Here is a 13,536-nt window from a genome sequence, read left to right on the forward strand (position 1 = left end):
GGTGATTGAATAATGGCAAAGGCACCAATTCGTGCACGTAAACGTGTAAGAAAACAAGTCTCTGACGGCGTGGCTCATATCCATGCTTCTTTTAACAACACCATCGTTACCATTACTGATCGTCAGGGTAACGCACTGGGTTGGGCAACAGCCGGTGGTTCCGGTTTCCGTGGTTCTCGCAAATCCACTCCGTTTGCAGCTCAGGTTGCAGCAGAGCGTTGCGCTGAAGCCGTAAAAGAATACGGTATCAAGAATCTGGAAGTTATGGTCAAAGGACCGGGTCCAGGTCGCGAATCTACTGTTCGTGCTCTGAACGCCGCTGGTTTCCGCATCACTAATATTACTGATGTGACTCCGATCCCTCATAACGGTTGTCGTCCGCCGAAAAAACGTCGCGTATAACGCTGTCGTTTCTAGGATTGTTGGAGAAAGAAAATGGCAAGATATTTGGGTCCTAAGCTCAAGCTGAGCCGTCGTGAGGGCACTGACTTATTCCTTAAGTCTGGCGTTCGCGCGATCGATACCAAGTGTAAAATTGAACAAGCTCCTGGCCAGCACGGTGCGCGTAAACCGCGTCTGTCTGACTATGGTGTGCAGTTGCGTGAAAAGCAAAAAGTTCGCCGTATCTACGGTGTGCTGGAGCGTCAGTTCCGTAACTACTACAAAGAAGCAGCACGTCTGAAAGGCAACACCGGTGAAAACCTGTTGGGTCTGCTGGAAGGTCGTCTGGACAACGTTGTATACCGTATGGGCTTCGGTGCCACTCGTGCAGAAGCACGTCAGCTGGTCAGCCATAAAGCAATTATGGTAAACGGTCGTGTTGTTAACATCGCTTCTTATCAGGTTAGTCCGAATGACGTTGTTAGCATTCGTGAGAAAGCGAAGAAGCAGTCTCGCGTGAAAGCCGCTCTGGAGCTGGCTGAGCAGCGTGAAAAGCCAACCTGGCTGGAAGTTGATGCTGGCAAGATGGAAGGTACGTTCAAGCGTAAGCCGGAGCGTTCTGATCTGTCTGCGGACATTAACGAACACCTGATCGTCGAGCTTTACTCCAAGTAAAGCTTAGTACCAAAGAGAGGACACAATGCAGGGTTCTGTGACAGAGTTTCTAAAACCGCGCCTGGTAGATATCGAGCAAGTGAGTTCGACGCACGCCAAGGTGACCCTTGAGCCTTTAGAGCGTGGCTTTGGCCATACTTTGGGTAACGCACTGCGCCGTATTCTGCTCTCATCGATGCCGGGTTGCGCGGTGACCGAGGTTGAGATTGATGGTGTACTACATGAGTACAGCACCAAAGAAGGCGTTCAGGAAGATATCCTGGAAATCCTGCTCAACCTGAAAGGGCTGGCGGTGAGAGTTCAGGGTAAAGATGATGTTATTCTTACCTTGAATAAATCTGGCATTGGCCCTGTGACTGCAGCCGACATTACCCATGATGGTGATGTCGAAATCGTCAAGCCACAGCACGTGATCTGCCACCTGACCGATGAGAATGCATCTATTAGCATGCGTATCAAAGTTCAGCGCGGTCGTGGTTATGTGCCGGCTTCTACCCGAATTCATTCGGAAGAAGATGAGCGCCCAATCGGCCGTCTGCTGGTCGACGCATGCTACAGCCCTGTAGAGCGTATTGCCTACAATGTTGAAGCAGCGCGTGTAGAACAGCGTACCGACCTGGACAAGCTGGTCATCGAAATGGAAACCAACGGCACAATCGATCCTGAAGAGGCGATTCGTCGTGCGGCTACCATTCTGGCTGAACAACTGGAAGCTTTCGTTGATTTACGTGATGTACGTCAGCCGGAAGTTAAAGAAGAGAAACCAGAATTCGATCCGATCCTGCTGCGCCCTGTTGACGATCTGGAATTGACTGTCCGCTCTGCTAACTGCCTCAAAGCAGAAGCTATCCACTATATCGGTGATCTGGTACAGCGTACTGAGGTTGAGCTTCTTAAGACGCCTAACCTTGGTAAAAAATCTCTTACCGAGATTAAAGACGTGCTGGCTTCCCGTGGACTGTCTCTGGGCATGCGCCTGGAAAACTGGCCACCGGCAAGCATCGCTGACGAGTAACCGGATCACAGGTTAAGGTTTTACTGAGAAGGATAAGGTCATGCGCCATCGTAAGAGTGGTCGTCAACTGAACCGCAACAGCAGCCATCGCCAGGCTATGTTCCGCAATATGGCAGGTTCACTGGTTCGTCATGAAATCATCAAGACGACTCTGCCGAAAGCGAAAGAGCTGCGTCGCGTAGTTGAGCCGCTGATTACTCTTGCCAAGACTGATAGCGTAGCTAATCGTCGTCTGGCATTCGCCCGTACTCGTGATAACGAGATCGTGGCAAAACTGTTTAACGAACTGGGCCCGCGTTTCGCGAGCCGCGCCGGTGGTTACACTCGCATTCTGAAGTGTGGTTTCCGTGCAGGCGACAACGCGCCGATGGCATACATCGAGCTGGTTGATCGTTCAGAGAAAACAGAAGCTGCTGCAGAGTAATCTGTAGTAACGTAAAAAAACCCGCTTCGGCGGGTTTTTTTATATCCGTCATATCCCCACTTATCTACAATATCTGTACTCTTTTTGTTCATCCCCTGGAGTGTTGTATGTGGTTACTGGACCAGTGGGCAGAGCGCCATATTATTGATGCACAATCTAAAGGTGAGTTTGATGATTTACCGGGAACGGGTAAACCGCTGACTCTTGACGATGACTCCCATGTCCCGACTGAACTCCGAGCCGGATACCGTTTATTAAAAAATGCAGGTTGCCTTCCTCCTGAGCTCGAGCAACGCAGAGAAGCAATACAACTGCTTGAAATACTCGCGGGGATTCGCAAAGATGATCCAAGTTATCCGGAGGTGAGCCGAAGACTGTCGCTGCTGGAACTTAAACTTCGGCAGGCTGGACTCAGTACCGAGTTTTTGCGCGGTGACTACGCAGATAAGCTGCTAAAAAAGATCAACGATGAATAGCGGAGAGAGCATGTACCGAATTGGTGAAATAGCGAAACTGGCTGACGTGACGCCAGATACTATCCGCTACTATGAAAAGCAGCAGATGATGGAGCATGAAGTGCGTACTGAAGGCGGATTTCGGCTCTATACAGAAAGCGATCTTCAGCGCCTGAAGTTTATTCGTTATGCCCGCCAGCTTGGTTTCACTCTGGAGTCGATCCGCGAATTGCTTTCGATCCGTGTTGATCCCGAACACCATACCTGTCAGGAATCAAAAGGGATCGTCCAGGAAAGACTGCAAGAAGTCGAAGCACGTATTGCCGAACTTCAGACGATGCAGCGGTCTCTGCAGCGATTGAATGATGCATGCTGCGGCAAGGCACACAGCAGCGTGTACTGCTCTATTCTTGAAGCTCTTGAGCAAGGCGCCAGTGGAACAACATCAGGCTGTTGATTTCTTGAACTGCCGGGTCTACACTCGCGGCGTAAATTACTACAAACTGGAGATATTATGAGTCGTTATCAGCACACCAAAGGGCAGATAAAGGACAACGCCATTGAGGCGCTTCTGCATGACCCACTGTTCAGACAGCGCGTTGAGAAAAATAAGAAAGGGAAAGGAAGTTATCTACGTAAAGGCAAACATGGCAATCGGGGTAACTGGGAGGCCAGTGGCAAGAAAGTAATTAACTTTTTTACCACTGGCCTTCTTGTTTCAGTGAGTGCTTAAGAGCGGTTATTCTGTTCTTTCAGCAGGTCACGAATTTCACTCAGTAATACTTCTTCTTTCGATGGAGCTGGCGGTGCTGCTGGCTCCTCCGCTTTTTTACGGTTCAGTTTGTTGATCAGTTTGATTGCCATAAAGATAGCAAACGCAACAATAATAAAATCGAAGACATTCTGAATAAATACACCGTAATGCATGACCACGGCAGGGATGTCTCCCTGTGCATCACGTAGCGTTAAAGCAAACTGTTTAAAATCAATTCCACCAATTAACAACCCCAGTGGCGGCATGATGATATCGGCAACCAGTGATGAAACAATCTTACCGAATGCCGCACCAATAATGACACCCACTGCCAAATCGACAACATTCCCGCGCATCGCGAATTCGCGAAACTCTTTAATAATGCTCATTTTATTCTCCCTATGCAGCTGACGTTTATAAGTTTAACAAATGTTTAGGCAATTTCCATTTATGTATTGCCGAAAGGAAAATTTATTAGACCATGAAATATAAAGGGAAATAAAAAGGGCGCTGTATTAGCACCCTTTTTATTACAGGAAGAAAGGACTTGGCTGGAATAGTCGCTCGACGTCGGTAATAAACTTTTTATCTGTCAGGAACATAATTACGTGATCGCCCTGCTCAATGCGCAGGTTATCGTTGGCAATCATTACATCGTTACCACGCACAACGGCGCCAATAATGGTTCCAGGGGGAAGTTTAATTTCATCAATTGAGCGTCCCACCACCCGAGATGTTGTTTCATCCCCGTGTGCGACGGCTTCAATGGCTTCCGCGACGCCACGGCGTAGTGAAGAAACGCCGACAATGTCAGCTTTACGTACGTGACTGAGCAACGCGGAGATGGTCGCCTGCTGCGGTGAAATAGCAATATCGATCACGCTACCTTGCACCAGATCGACGTATGCTCTGCGTTGGATTAACACCATCACTTTCTTGGCACCCATCCGTTTGGCAAGCATCGCCGACATGATATTCGCTTCATCATCGTTGGTCACTGCGATGAACAGATCTACCTGATCGATATGTTCTTCGGCCAGTAACTCTTGATCCGAAGCATCACCAAAAAAGACGATCGTATTTTGCAGTTTCTCTGCAAGTTCGGATGCTCGCTGTTGATTACGTTCGATCAGTTTGACGCTGTAATCTTTTTCCAGACGACGAGCAAGACCCGCTCCGATATTACCACCGCCTACTAACATAATGCGTTTGTACGGTTTTTCCAGACGTTGCAGTTCACTCATTACGGCGCGAATATGCTGTGATGCCGCAATAAAGAAGACTTCATCACCCGCTTCAACGATCGTAGAACCTTGTGGACGGATTGGTCGATCATGACGGAAAATCGCCGCAACACGGGTATCGATGTGCGGCATATGTTCACGCATTGTTGACAGCGCATTACCGATAAGCGGCCCGCCGTAATAGGCTTTTACTACTGCCAGACTGACTTTACCTTCGGCAAAATTCACCACCTGCAATGCACCCGGATATTCAATCAGTCGATAAATGCTATCGATAACCAGTTGCTCCGGCGCAATCAGGTGATCGATAGGTACCGCATCGGATTGGAATAGCTTGTCCGCATCACGAACATAATCCGGTGAACGAATACGGGCGATGCGATTAGGCGTATTAAATAGTGAATAAGCTACCTGGCAGGCAACCATATTTGTTTCATCTGAGCTGGTTACGGCAACCAGCATATCGGCATCGTCGGCCCCAGCTTCACGCAGTACGCGAGGATGTGAACCGTGCCCTTGCACGACGCGGAGATCAAACTTGTCCTGCAGGCTGCGCAGGCGTTCACCATTGGTATCGACTACCGTGATATCGTTGTTCTCTCCGACCAGGTTTTCAGCCAGCGTACCGCCAACTTGCCCTGCGCCCAGAATGATAATTTTCATTAGTCGCGACCCGTTATCCCATCACTTTTTGATTAGCTTAGCGTAAAAGAAGCCATCGCCATCTTTCGCACCCGGTAAATTCTGACGTCCGGGTTTTTCCGGCGTACCGGTTTCGCTTAATACCGCATCCGGCGTGCGTGCCAGGAAGGCGGTAATTTGCTGCTGGTTTTCTTCTGGCAGGATAGAGCACGTTGCATAAACCAGCGTGCCGCCAGGTTTAAGATGTAACCAGGTTGCATTCAGGATCTCGGCCTGCAGCTGCGCAAGTTCGGCAATATCCCGGTCGCGACGCAGCCATTTGATGTCTGGATGGCGACGAATAACGCCGGTGGCAGAACACGGAGCATCCAGCAAAATACGGTCAAACTGTTGTTCGCCACACCATTGTTGTGGATATCGACCATCACCCTGTTTTACGGTTGCCTTCATGCCCAGACGTTTCAGATTGTCGTAAACGCGCGATAAGCGTTTTTCATCCACATCGACGGCCATGACGTTAGCTTGCGGAGCAACTTCCAGAATGTGCGTCGTTTTACCGCCCGGCGCGCAGCATAGGTCGAGAATCTGCTCGCCATCTTTCGGCAGTAGATATTTAACGCACCCCTGAGCAGAAGCATCCTGAACGGTGACCCAACCTTCGTCAAAACCAGGGAGGGCGTGAACTGGAGCCGGTGTTTCCAGACGCACTGCATCCGGGTAGTCTGGATGCGGGAAACCGGTTAATCCCGCTGCGGTAAGCAGGTCTATCCAGGCGTCGCGAGTATGGTGATTACGATTGACGCGTAGCCACATCGGCGGTCGCTGGTTATTGGCTTCAAGAATAGCTTCCCACTGCTGCGGATACGCACTCTTAATACGTTTCACCAGCCAGGAGGGGTGTAAGAAGCGCAAATCGCTTTGCGCAAACTCGGCCAGCAGTTCATCCTGACGGCGTTGAAACTGGCGCAACACGCCGTTGATCAGCCCTTTCAGTTGCGGACGCTTAATGGCAACCGCACCTTCTACTGTCTCAGCCAGCGCGGCGTGTGCTGGAATACGAGTATGCAGAAGTTGGTAGAAGCCCACCATGATCAGGTAGTGAACGGTGCGTTGTTTGCCCGTCATTGGACGTTCCATGAGTTGCTGGATCATCCATTCCAGTTGAGAGAGTGTACGCAATACGCCGAAGCAAAGTTCCTGCAACAGCGCTTTGTCTTTATCTGCAACTTTTTGCTGCATGGCGGGCAGCACGTTGCTTAATGACTGTCCTTTTTCGACAACCTGTTCGACGGCTTGGGCCGCCATACTGCGTAAATTAAGATGTTTTTTCATAAGCGCAAAAATAAAAATGCCCGGAAACACCGGGCTTAAAGAGATGACCGTCAGACCAGACGGTTACCGGGTACAAACCATTCCCGGCGTGAATTAAGCAGATCCTGCGCGCTCATGGCTTTTTTACCGGCAGGCTGCAAAGAGACGAGATTCAGGATGCCGTCGCCCGTTGCGACCTGAATACCCTGCTTTGTTGCCTCCAGAATGGTGCCTGGCGCAGCCTGGGTGTTTTCCGCAATAACCGAAGCTTGCCAGACTTTCACTGGTTGACCGTCGATTTCAAGCCAGCTCATTGGCCATGGGTTAAAGGCGCGGATGCAGCGTTCCAATTGAACAGCTGAAAGCGACCAGTCGATACGGGCCTCATCTTTGCTGAGTTTTTCTGCATGCGTAACCAGTGATTCATCTTGTACCACCGGGTTTATTGTGCCGGCAGCCAGCTGTTTTAGCGTTTCAATCAGCCCCTGCGGCCCCAAATCTGCCAGCTTATCGTATAACGAACCGCTGGTATCTTCTGCCGTAATCGGGCAAGACAGCTTAAGCAGCATATCTCCGGTGTCGAGGCCAACATCCATCTGCATGATGGTTACACCTGTTTCGGTGTCACCTGCCCACAGTGAGCGCTGGATCGGTGCTGCACCACGCCAGCGTGGAAGCAGGGAGCCGTGAACGTTGATACAACCCAGACGCGGCATTTCCAGTACGGCTTTTGGCAGAATCAGGCCATATGCCACCACCACCATCACGTCTGCGCGTAAATCAGCAACCAGCTGCTGGTTTTCCTGAGGGCGAAGAGAGACAGGTTGGAAAACCGGTATCCCTTTTTCTTCCGCCAGCACTTTGACCGGGCTGGGCATCAGCTTTTTACCGCGTCCCGCCGGGCGGTCCGGTTGGGTAAACACGCCAACGACGTTGTGTCCAGAAGACAACAGCGCGTCGAGATGACGCGCTGCAAAGTCAGGTGTACCCGCAAAAATAATACGTAGTGAGTCTGACACGTTGATTCTTGTCCTTAAGCTCGGGCGTTCAGGCGGTCGAGTTTTTCAACTTTCTGACGAATACGTTGTTGCTTCAACGGAGACAGATAATCGATAAACAGTTTACCGACCAGGTGATCCATTTCATGTTGAATGCAGATAGCCAGTAGGCCATCGGCTTCCAGTTCAAAAGATTTGCCGTTGCGATCGAGCGCACGAATTTTTACTTTCTCTGCGCGTGGTACTAACGCACGCTGTTCAGGAATAGACAGGCAGCCTTCTTCAATGCCGGTTTCGCCGTCTTTTTCCAGCAGCTCTGGGTTAATGAGTACCAACTGCTCGTCGCGGTTTTCAGAGACATCAATAACGATGATGCGCTGATGAATATCAACCTGTGTTGCTGCCAGACCGATACCTTCTTCGGCATACATCGTTTCGAACATATCATCAACGATGCGCTGAATTTCTGCATTCACTTCTTCGACCGGTTTTGCGACTTTGCGAAGGCGCTCGTCCGGAATATGTAACACTTGCAAAACTGACATAGTTATCCAGAGTTGTGTTCAGGAGTTGAAAAGATTATTACCTCTATTCTAGACAAAACCCCCTCTGATTGACAGCATCAGTGACCAATCGCAAAGATTGCCAGGACTGCTTGTGGCAGGGGGACAAGGATGACCCAAATCGAAATTTGGCTACGTTTAGCGCAAGTGAATGAACTGTATGGTGATGAGATGGTGCGCATTGCCCACTGGCTCAATACTCAACCGTCGATTAGCAACGCGGTACTCCTGCAGGCAGGATTCTCTCCCCGCCAGGCCACACGGTTTTTAACCTTTTCACAGCAGACGCTGGAAAAAACGTTGCGCTGGCTTGAACATCCGAACCACCATTTTGTGGTTGCAGACAGTGAGCATTATCCGCGACAGCTCCGTGCGATTGAGGATTATCCTGGGGTGCTTTTTGTCGCAGGAAATCCCGCATGTCTTCGCTCGTTCCAGGTAGCCGTTGTCGGCAGCAGACAGCACTCCTGGTATGGCGAACGCTGGGGGCGATTGTTTTGTGAAAAGCTTGCAGCATGTGGTGTGACGATCACCAGCGGTCTGGCCCGGGGAATTGATGGCGTGGCACACAGTGCTGCGATAAACCGACAAGGCACAAGTATTGCGGTGCTGGGAAATGGACTTGAGACCATTCACCCACGACAGCATATCCGTCTTGCTCAGCGACTGATTGAGGCAGGTGGTGCACTGGTGTCTGAGTTCCCATTAGATACGCTCCCTTTGCCACGCAATTTTCCCCGACGAAATCGCATTATCAGTGGTCTAAGTAAAGGTGTACTGGTCGTCGAAGCTGCACAGCGTAGCGGGTCACTGGTTACTGCTCGCTGTGCACTGGAACAAGGGCGGGAGGTGTTTGCTTTACCAGGGCCGATTGGGAGCCCGGGAAGTGAAGGCCCGCATTGGCTAATTCAGCAGGGAGCCATGCTTGTGACGACACCAGAGGAAATTCTTGAAAATTTGCAATATGGGCTGCAATGGTTGCCAGATGAACCTGAAAAATCAATTTATTCGCCAGATCACGAAGAGGTGGCATTGCCATTTCCGGAGCTCCTGGCTAACGTAGGAGATGAGGTAACACCTGTTGACGTCGTCGCTGAACGTGCCGGCCAACCTGTGCCAGAGGTAGTGGCTCAACTGCTCGAACTGGAGTTAGCAGGGTGGATCGCAGCTGTACCCGGCGGCTATGTCCGATTGAGGAGGGCATGCCATGTTCGACGTACTAATGTATTTGTTTGAGACATATATCCATAACGAAGCTGAGCTGCGTGTGGATCAGGACAAACTGGAACGGGATCTTACCGACGCTGGTTTTGATCGTGAAGACATTTACAACGCGTTACTTTGGCTGGAAAAGCTTGCTGACTATCAGGATGGCCTTGCTGAACCTATGCAACTGGCATCTGACCCTCTTTCTATACGTATTTATACTGCGGAAGAGTGCGATCGACTGGATGCAAGCTGTAGAGGATTCCTGCTATTCCTGGAGCAGATTCAGGTGCTAAACCTCGAAACGCGAGAAATGGTCATTGAGCGTGTACTCGCGCTGGATACGGCAGAGTTCGATCTGGAAGACCTGAAGTGGGTAATCCTGATGGTGCTATTCAACATTCCAGGTTGTGAAAATGCCTATCAGCAAATGGAAGAATTACTCTTTGAAGTGAATGAAGGTATGCTGCATTAATCAATCTTCATTCAGTATGAGTTGTTATGGCTAAATCAGCACTGTTCACGGTGCGTAAAAATGAGCCCTGCCCACAATGCGGGGCTGAATTGGTTATTCGTTCCGGGAAACACGGTCCGTTTCTCGGTTGTTCACACTATCCAGAATGCGATTACATCCGTCCGCTGAAATCTTCCGCGGACGGACATATTGTCAAAGTTCTGGAGGGTAAGCTTTGTCCTGCATGTGGCGCTGAGCTGGTGCTGAGACAGGGACGATTCGGTATGTTCATTGGATGCAGTGACTATCCTGCGTGCGATCACACCGAGCTCATCGACAAGCCTGATGAAACAGCAATAGTCTGTCCTCAATGCCAGACTGGTCATCTTGTCCAGCGGCGTTCCCGTTATGGCAAAACCTTCTACTCCTGCGATCGCTATCCGGAGTGCCAGTTTGTCATTAACTTCAAACCGTTATCCGGAGAATGTCCTGAGTGTCATTATCCGCTTCTCATCGAAAAGAAAACCGCACAGGGTGTGAAGCATTTCTGTGCCAGTAAACAATGTGGAAAGCCGATTTCGGCGGAATAAAAAAGTGAATAATAACCTGCCCACAGACGCTATCGCTGCGGCGATAGCGATTCTGAAACAAGAAAAAGTCATCGCCTATCCAACTGAAGCTGTTTTCGGCGTCGGTTGCGATCCCGACAGCGAAACGGCTGTTACCCGTCTGTTAGAGTTAAAACAACGCCCAGTCGATAAAGGTTTAATTTTGATTGCGGCAAGCTTTGACCAGCTTAAACCCTATATCGACGATAGCATGCTCACCGAGGCCCAACGTGAGGCTGTGTTCGCCCGCTGGCCTGGGCCTGTTACTTTCGTTTTCCCGGCGCCCGCGACTACGCCTCGTTGGTTGACCGGTCGTTTTGACTCGCTGGCCGTGCGTGTCACCGATCATCCGCTGGTGGTTGCATTGTGCCAGGCTTATGGCAAACCATTAGTCTCTACCAGTGCTAATCTGAGTGGCTTACCGCCTTGCAGAACGGTTGAGGAAGTCCGTGCGCAGTTTGGTACAGACTTTCCTGTGGTTGAGGGGGAGACCGGAGGCCGTTTGAATCCTTCGGAGATCCGTGATGCTCTGACGGGTGAACAGTTTCGACAGGGGTAATATGAAAGAAGCCTATGCTGTTTTTGGTAATCCGATAGCGCACAGTAAATCGCCCTTTATTCATCAGCAATTTGCAGAGCAGTTGAAGATTGATCATTCCTATGGGCGTGTACTGGCGCCCATCAATGATTTTGTGAATACACTGAACGCTTTTTTTGCTGAGGGCGGGAAGGGGGCAAATGTCACAGTGCCTTTTAAAGAAGAGGCGTTTGCACGTGCTGATGAACTAACGGAGCGGGCATCGCTTGCTGGAGCGGTCAACACCCTTAAACGGCTGGAGGATGGGCGTTTACTGGGAGACAACACGGATGGTATCGGCTTATTAAGCGATCTTGAGCGTTTATCTTTCATTCATCCCGGATCGCGAGTTCTGCTGATTGGTGCGGGTGGTGCATCCCGTGGAGTTTTATTACCTCTTCTTTCTATGGATTGTGCGGTGACTATTGTTAACCGTACCGCTTCGCGTGCTGAAGAACTGGCACAAATCTTCTCCCACACCGGCAGCGTGCAGGCGGTGGGAATGGACGATCTTGAAAATTGCAGTTTTGATTTGATCATCAATGCCACATCCAGCGGAATGAGCGGTGAGATACCAGCTATTCCAGCATCTCTTATCCACCCTTCGGTCTATTGTTATGACATGTTTTATCAGAAAGGGAACACACCGTTTCTTTCCTGGTGTGTTTCGCATGGGGCGAAACATTATGCCGATGGCCTGGGGATGCTGGTGGGGCAGGCTGCGCATGCAGTTTTACTTTGGCATGGCGTTTTGCCACAGGTGGAGCCTGTCATAAAAAGCATGCAACAGGAATTGTCGGCATGAATCAGGCGATCCAGTTTCCCGATCGGGAAGAATGGCGCACGGATGTTAACGCCGTTGTGTTTCCGGCGATGGTTCATGGTATGCAGTTAACATGTGCCATATCTGGAGAGATTATGGCGTCCCGCTTTGGCGGCGACACGCCTGAGCAGTGGTTGGAAATATTTCAACAGCATCGCTGGGATCTGGAAGAAGAAGCTGAAGCATTGATCCAGGCCCAGCAGGAAGATGCTCAAGGTTGGGTGTGGTTACTCTGACTTAAATACTCGTCTTTCCACTTAACATAGTTGTTAGCTGAATATTGTAAGCCTGCTTTCTCTTCATCGCTTAATGGACGGATTTGCTTAACCGGGCTTCCCAGGTACAGATATCCGCTTTCCAGGCGCTTGTTTTGTGGAACCAGGCTACCAGCCCCAATCATAACGTCGTCTTCTACGACTACGCCATCCAGCAGAATCGATCCCATGCCGACTAATACACGGTTGCCAATGATACAGCCGTGTAGCATGACTTTATGACCAACCGTAACGTCCTCACCCACGATCAGTGGGTTACCCTGCGGATTAGACGTGGATTTATGCGTGACATGGAGAACGCTGCCGTCCTGGATGTTTGTACGGGCACCAATTTGTACATAGTTAACGTCGCCACGAATGGCAACCAGTGGCCAAATTCCGACATCATCAGCTAAACGAGCATCACCAATGACGACACTACTGGTGTCGATCATCACGCGATTTCCGATCTGTGGGAAAAGATCCTTATAAGGACGCAATACATCAGACATGTTTACCTCAACGAAAATAGAGCAGTAATGAAGACTTTGGTTGGATTATTGAGACTGTGCAAGTGGTTTAGCTATCAAAAATCAGTCAAATTGCGCAGGAATGTAGCGAAAGGAGTGAAAAACAAGCATTCAGAAAAAAAGATCCAAAAAATACTTGTGCTAAAAAATGGGATCCCTATAATGCGCCTCCATCGACACGGCGGATGTGAATCACTTCACGCAAACAGCTGGTTCGGTTGAAGAGAAAAACCTGAAAATGAGGGTTGACTCTGAAAGAGGAAAGCGTAATATACGCCACCTCGCGACAGAGCGCTAAAGCGCGTCGCAACTGCTCTTTAACAATTTATCAGACAATCTGTGTGGGCACTCGAAGATACGGATTCTTAACGTCGCAAGACGAAAAATGAATACCAAGTCTCTGAGTGAACATACGTAATTCATTACGAAGTTTAATTCACGAGCATCAAACTTAAATTGAAGAGTTTGATCATGGCTCAGATTGAACGCTGGCGGCAGGCCTAACACATGCAAGTCGAACGGTAGCACAGAGGAGCTTGCTCCTTGGGTGACGAGTGGCGGACGGGTGAGTAATGTCTGGGAAACTGCCCGATGGAGGGGGATAACTACTGGAAACGGTAGC

At 49.9% G+C, this 13,536-nt stretch carries 19 protein-coding genes and 1 rRNA gene; 14 read left to right on the forward strand and 6 right to left on the reverse strand.

Going from position 1 to position 13,536, the window contains the following annotated elements:
- Positions 1 to 12: 12 nt before the first annotated feature.
- The 7 genes from rpsK to arfA all read left to right on the forward strand — a co-directional run bounded on the left by rpsK (position 13) and on the right by arfA (position 3,683).
- Entirely contained in the window at positions 13 to 402 is a 390-nt protein-coding gene (gene rpsK / locus OGV57_RS07420) for a 30S ribosomal protein S11 (RefSeq protein ID WP_003031137.1), read from the forward strand.
- Positions 403 to 435: 33 nt separating this feature from the next.
- A complete protein-coding gene (gene rpsD, locus OGV57_RS07425; RefSeq protein WP_003031138.1) occupies positions 436 to 1,056 on the forward strand; it encodes a 30S ribosomal protein S4 in 621 nt (206 codons plus the stop codon).
- A 25-nt stretch (positions 1,057 to 1,081) separates the two neighbouring features.
- The gene (locus tag OGV57_RS07430) at positions 1,082 to 2,071 is read left to right on the forward strand and encodes a DNA-directed RNA polymerase subunit alpha (protein ID WP_003031139.1); all 990 of its coding nucleotides are present in this window, start codon (positions 1,082 to 1,084) and stop codon (positions 2,069 to 2,071) included.
- 40 nt (positions 2,072 to 2,111) lie between these two features.
- Positions 2,112 to 2,495: a 50S ribosomal protein L17 gene (rplQ, locus tag OGV57_RS07435; protein ID WP_001216370.1), complete on the forward strand. Its 384-nt coding sequence runs from the start codon at positions 2,112 to 2,114 to the stop codon at positions 2,493 to 2,495.
- Between the two features lie 107 nt (positions 2,496 to 2,602).
- On the forward strand, positions 2,603 to 2,971 hold the full coding sequence (locus OGV57_RS07440) for a DnaJ family domain-containing protein (protein ID WP_003842100.1): 369 nt from the start codon (positions 2,603 to 2,605) through the stop codon (positions 2,969 to 2,971).
- A gap of 10 nt (positions 2,972 to 2,981) precedes the next feature.
- Positions 2,982 to 3,407, forward strand: a complete 426-nt coding sequence (gene zntR / locus OGV57_RS07445) for a Zn(2+)-responsive transcriptional regulator (protein ID WP_003031145.1) — start codon at positions 2,982 to 2,984, stop codon at positions 3,405 to 3,407.
- A gap of 57 nt (positions 3,408 to 3,464) precedes the next feature.
- Positions 3,465 to 3,683, forward strand: a complete 219-nt coding sequence (arfA, locus tag OGV57_RS07450) for an alternative ribosome-rescue factor ArfA (RefSeq protein WP_003828276.1) — start codon at positions 3,465 to 3,467, stop codon at positions 3,681 to 3,683.
- On the opposite strand, the gene mscL is transcribed toward arfA, so the two are convergent.
- The 5 genes from mscL to def form a co-directional block, all read right to left on the reverse strand.
- Complete coding sequence (mscL, locus tag OGV57_RS07455; protein WP_003031152.1) at positions 3,680 to 4,093, reverse strand: large-conductance mechanosensitive channel protein MscL; 414 nt, start codon at positions 4,091 to 4,093, stop codon at positions 3,680 to 3,682. The two genes, arfA and mscL, sit on opposite strands and share 4 nt — an antisense overlap.
- Positions 4,094 to 4,234: 141 nt before the next feature.
- Complete coding sequence (gene trkA, locus OGV57_RS07460; RefSeq protein WP_003031153.1) at positions 4,235 to 5,611, reverse strand: Trk system potassium transporter TrkA; 1,377 nt, start codon at positions 5,609 to 5,611, stop codon at positions 4,235 to 4,237.
- A 21-nt stretch (positions 5,612 to 5,632) separates the two neighbouring features.
- Positions 5,633 to 6,922 carry a 16S rRNA (cytosine(967)-C(5))-methyltransferase RsmB gene (gene rsmB, locus OGV57_RS07465; protein ID WP_054528927.1) on the reverse strand — a complete coding sequence of 430 codons (1,290 nt, stop codon included), beginning with the start codon at positions 6,920 to 6,922 and terminating at the stop codon, positions 5,633 to 5,635.
- Between the two features lie 50 nt (positions 6,923 to 6,972).
- Positions 6,973 to 7,920, reverse strand: a complete 948-nt coding sequence (gene fmt, locus OGV57_RS07470; protein ID WP_054528841.1) for a methionyl-tRNA formyltransferase — start codon at positions 7,918 to 7,920, stop codon at positions 6,973 to 6,975.
- A gap of 14 nt (positions 7,921 to 7,934) precedes the next feature.
- Positions 7,935 to 8,444 (reverse strand): peptide deformylase, encoded by a 510-nt coding sequence (def, locus tag OGV57_RS07475; protein WP_003031159.1) that lies wholly within the window; start codon positions 8,442 to 8,444, stop codon positions 7,935 to 7,937.
- 129 nt (positions 8,445 to 8,573) lie between these two features.
- Here def and dprA point away from each other — a divergent pair, with 129 nt between their 5' ends.
- From dprA to OGV57_RS07505, 6 genes are read left to right on the forward strand one after another with little or no spacing between them, the layout of a single operon-like run.
- On the forward strand, positions 8,574 to 9,698 hold the full coding sequence (gene dprA / locus OGV57_RS07480) for a DNA-protecting protein DprA (protein WP_054528840.1): 1,125 nt from the start codon (positions 8,574 to 8,576) through the stop codon (positions 9,696 to 9,698).
- Positions 9,670 to 10,143: a DUF494 family protein Smg gene (gene smg / locus OGV57_RS07485; RefSeq protein ID WP_003031162.1), complete on the forward strand. Its 474-nt coding sequence runs from the start codon at positions 9,670 to 9,672 to the stop codon at positions 10,141 to 10,143. The genes dprA and smg overlap by 29 nt, the downstream gene beginning before the upstream one ends.
- Before the next feature lie 26 nt (positions 10,144 to 10,169).
- The gene (locus OGV57_RS07490) at positions 10,170 to 10,712 is read left to right on the forward strand and encodes a DNA topoisomerase family protein (protein ID WP_003842156.1); all 543 of its coding nucleotides are present in this window, start codon (positions 10,170 to 10,172) and stop codon (positions 10,710 to 10,712) included.
- Positions 10,713 to 10,716: 4 nt separating this feature from the next.
- Positions 10,717 to 11,289 carry an L-threonylcarbamoyladenylate synthase type 1 TsaC gene (gene tsaC, locus OGV57_RS07495; protein ID WP_003842158.1) on the forward strand — a complete coding sequence of 191 codons (573 nt, stop codon included), beginning with the start codon at positions 10,717 to 10,719 and terminating at the stop codon, positions 11,287 to 11,289.
- Between the two features lies 1 nt (position 11,290).
- On the forward strand, positions 11,291 to 12,112 hold the full coding sequence (gene aroE, locus OGV57_RS07500) for a shikimate dehydrogenase (protein ID WP_003842160.1): 822 nt from the start codon (positions 11,291 to 11,293) through the stop codon (positions 12,110 to 12,112).
- A complete protein-coding gene (locus tag OGV57_RS07505) occupies positions 12,109 to 12,366 on the forward strand; it encodes a DUF1488 family protein (RefSeq protein ID WP_003031169.1) in 258 nt (85 codons plus the stop codon). Before aroE ends, OGV57_RS07505 begins: the two co-directional genes overlap by 4 nt.
- Here OGV57_RS07505 and OGV57_RS07510 read toward each other — a convergent pair.
- Positions 12,342 to 12,896 (reverse strand): gamma carbonic anhydrase family protein, encoded by a 555-nt coding sequence (locus OGV57_RS07510; RefSeq protein WP_003031171.1) that lies wholly within the window; start codon positions 12,894 to 12,896, stop codon positions 12,342 to 12,344. The genes OGV57_RS07505 and OGV57_RS07510 overlap by 25 nt on opposite strands.
- A 471-nt stretch (positions 12,897 to 13,367) precedes the next feature.
- Between OGV57_RS07510 and OGV57_RS07515 the strand changes: the two genes are divergently transcribed.
- Positions 13,368 to 13,536, forward strand: a 16S ribosomal RNA gene (locus OGV57_RS07515); the annotation flags it as partial.

Origin of the sequence: Citrobacter sp. Cf087, from assembly GCF_030334285.1 — a bacterium.
GTDB classification, from domain to species: domain Bacteria; phylum Pseudomonadota; class Gammaproteobacteria; order Enterobacterales; family Enterobacteriaceae; genus Citrobacter; species Citrobacter freundii.

What these genes read in the sequence shown, in the direction of transcription:
- rplQ (WP_001216370.1), top strand. Translation starts at nt 2,112, where the DNA reads ATGCGCCATCGTAAGAGTGGTCGTCAACTGAACCGCAACAGCAGCCAT.
- OGV57_RS07505 (WP_003031169.1), top strand. Translation starts at nt 12,109, where the DNA reads ATGAATCAGGCGATCCAGTTTCCCGATCGGGAAGAATGGCGCACGGAT.
- OGV57_RS07430 (WP_003031139.1), top strand. Translation starts at nt 1,082, where the DNA reads ATGCAGGGTTCTGTGACAGAGTTTCTAAAACCGCGCCTGGTAGATATC.
- OGV57_RS07440 (WP_003842100.1), top strand. Translation starts at nt 2,603, where the DNA reads ATGTGGTTACTGGACCAGTGGGCAGAGCGCCATATTATTGATGCACAA.
- trkA (WP_003031153.1), bottom strand. Translation starts at nt 5,611, where the DNA reads ATGAAAATTATCATTCTGGGCGCAGGGCAAGTTGGCGGTACGCTGGCT.
- rsmB (WP_054528927.1), bottom strand. Translation starts at nt 6,922, where the DNA reads ATGAAAAAACATCTTAATTTACGCAGTATGGCGGCCCAAGCCGTCGAA.
- rpsK (WP_003031137.1), top strand. Translation starts at nt 13, where the DNA reads ATGGCAAAGGCACCAATTCGTGCACGTAAACGTGTAAGAAAACAAGTC.
- aroE (WP_003842160.1), top strand. Translation starts at nt 11,291, where the DNA reads ATGAAAGAAGCCTATGCTGTTTTTGGTAATCCGATAGCGCACAGTAAA.
- OGV57_RS07490 (WP_003842156.1), top strand. Translation starts at nt 10,170, where the DNA reads ATGGCTAAATCAGCACTGTTCACGGTGCGTAAAAATGAGCCCTGCCCA.
- rpsD (WP_003031138.1), top strand. Translation starts at nt 436, where the DNA reads ATGGCAAGATATTTGGGTCCTAAGCTCAAGCTGAGCCGTCGTGAGGGC.
- arfA (WP_003828276.1), top strand. Translation starts at nt 3,465, where the DNA reads ATGAGTCGTTATCAGCACACCAAAGGGCAGATAAAGGACAACGCCATT.
- smg (WP_003031162.1), top strand. Translation starts at nt 9,670, where the DNA reads ATGTTCGACGTACTAATGTATTTGTTTGAGACATATATCCATAACGAA.
- zntR (WP_003031145.1), top strand. Translation starts at nt 2,982, where the DNA reads ATGTACCGAATTGGTGAAATAGCGAAACTGGCTGACGTGACGCCAGAT.
- mscL (WP_003031152.1), bottom strand. Translation starts at nt 4,093, where the DNA reads ATGAGCATTATTAAAGAGTTTCGCGAATTCGCGATGCGCGGGAATGTT.
- OGV57_RS07510 (WP_003031171.1), bottom strand. Translation starts at nt 12,896, where the DNA reads ATGTCTGATGTATTGCGTCCTTATAAGGATCTTTTCCCACAGATCGGA.
- dprA (WP_054528840.1), top strand. Translation starts at nt 8,574, where the DNA reads ATGACCCAAATCGAAATTTGGCTACGTTTAGCGCAAGTGAATGAACTG.
- def (WP_003031159.1), bottom strand. Translation starts at nt 8,444, where the DNA reads ATGTCAGTTTTGCAAGTGTTACATATTCCGGACGAGCGCCTTCGCAAA.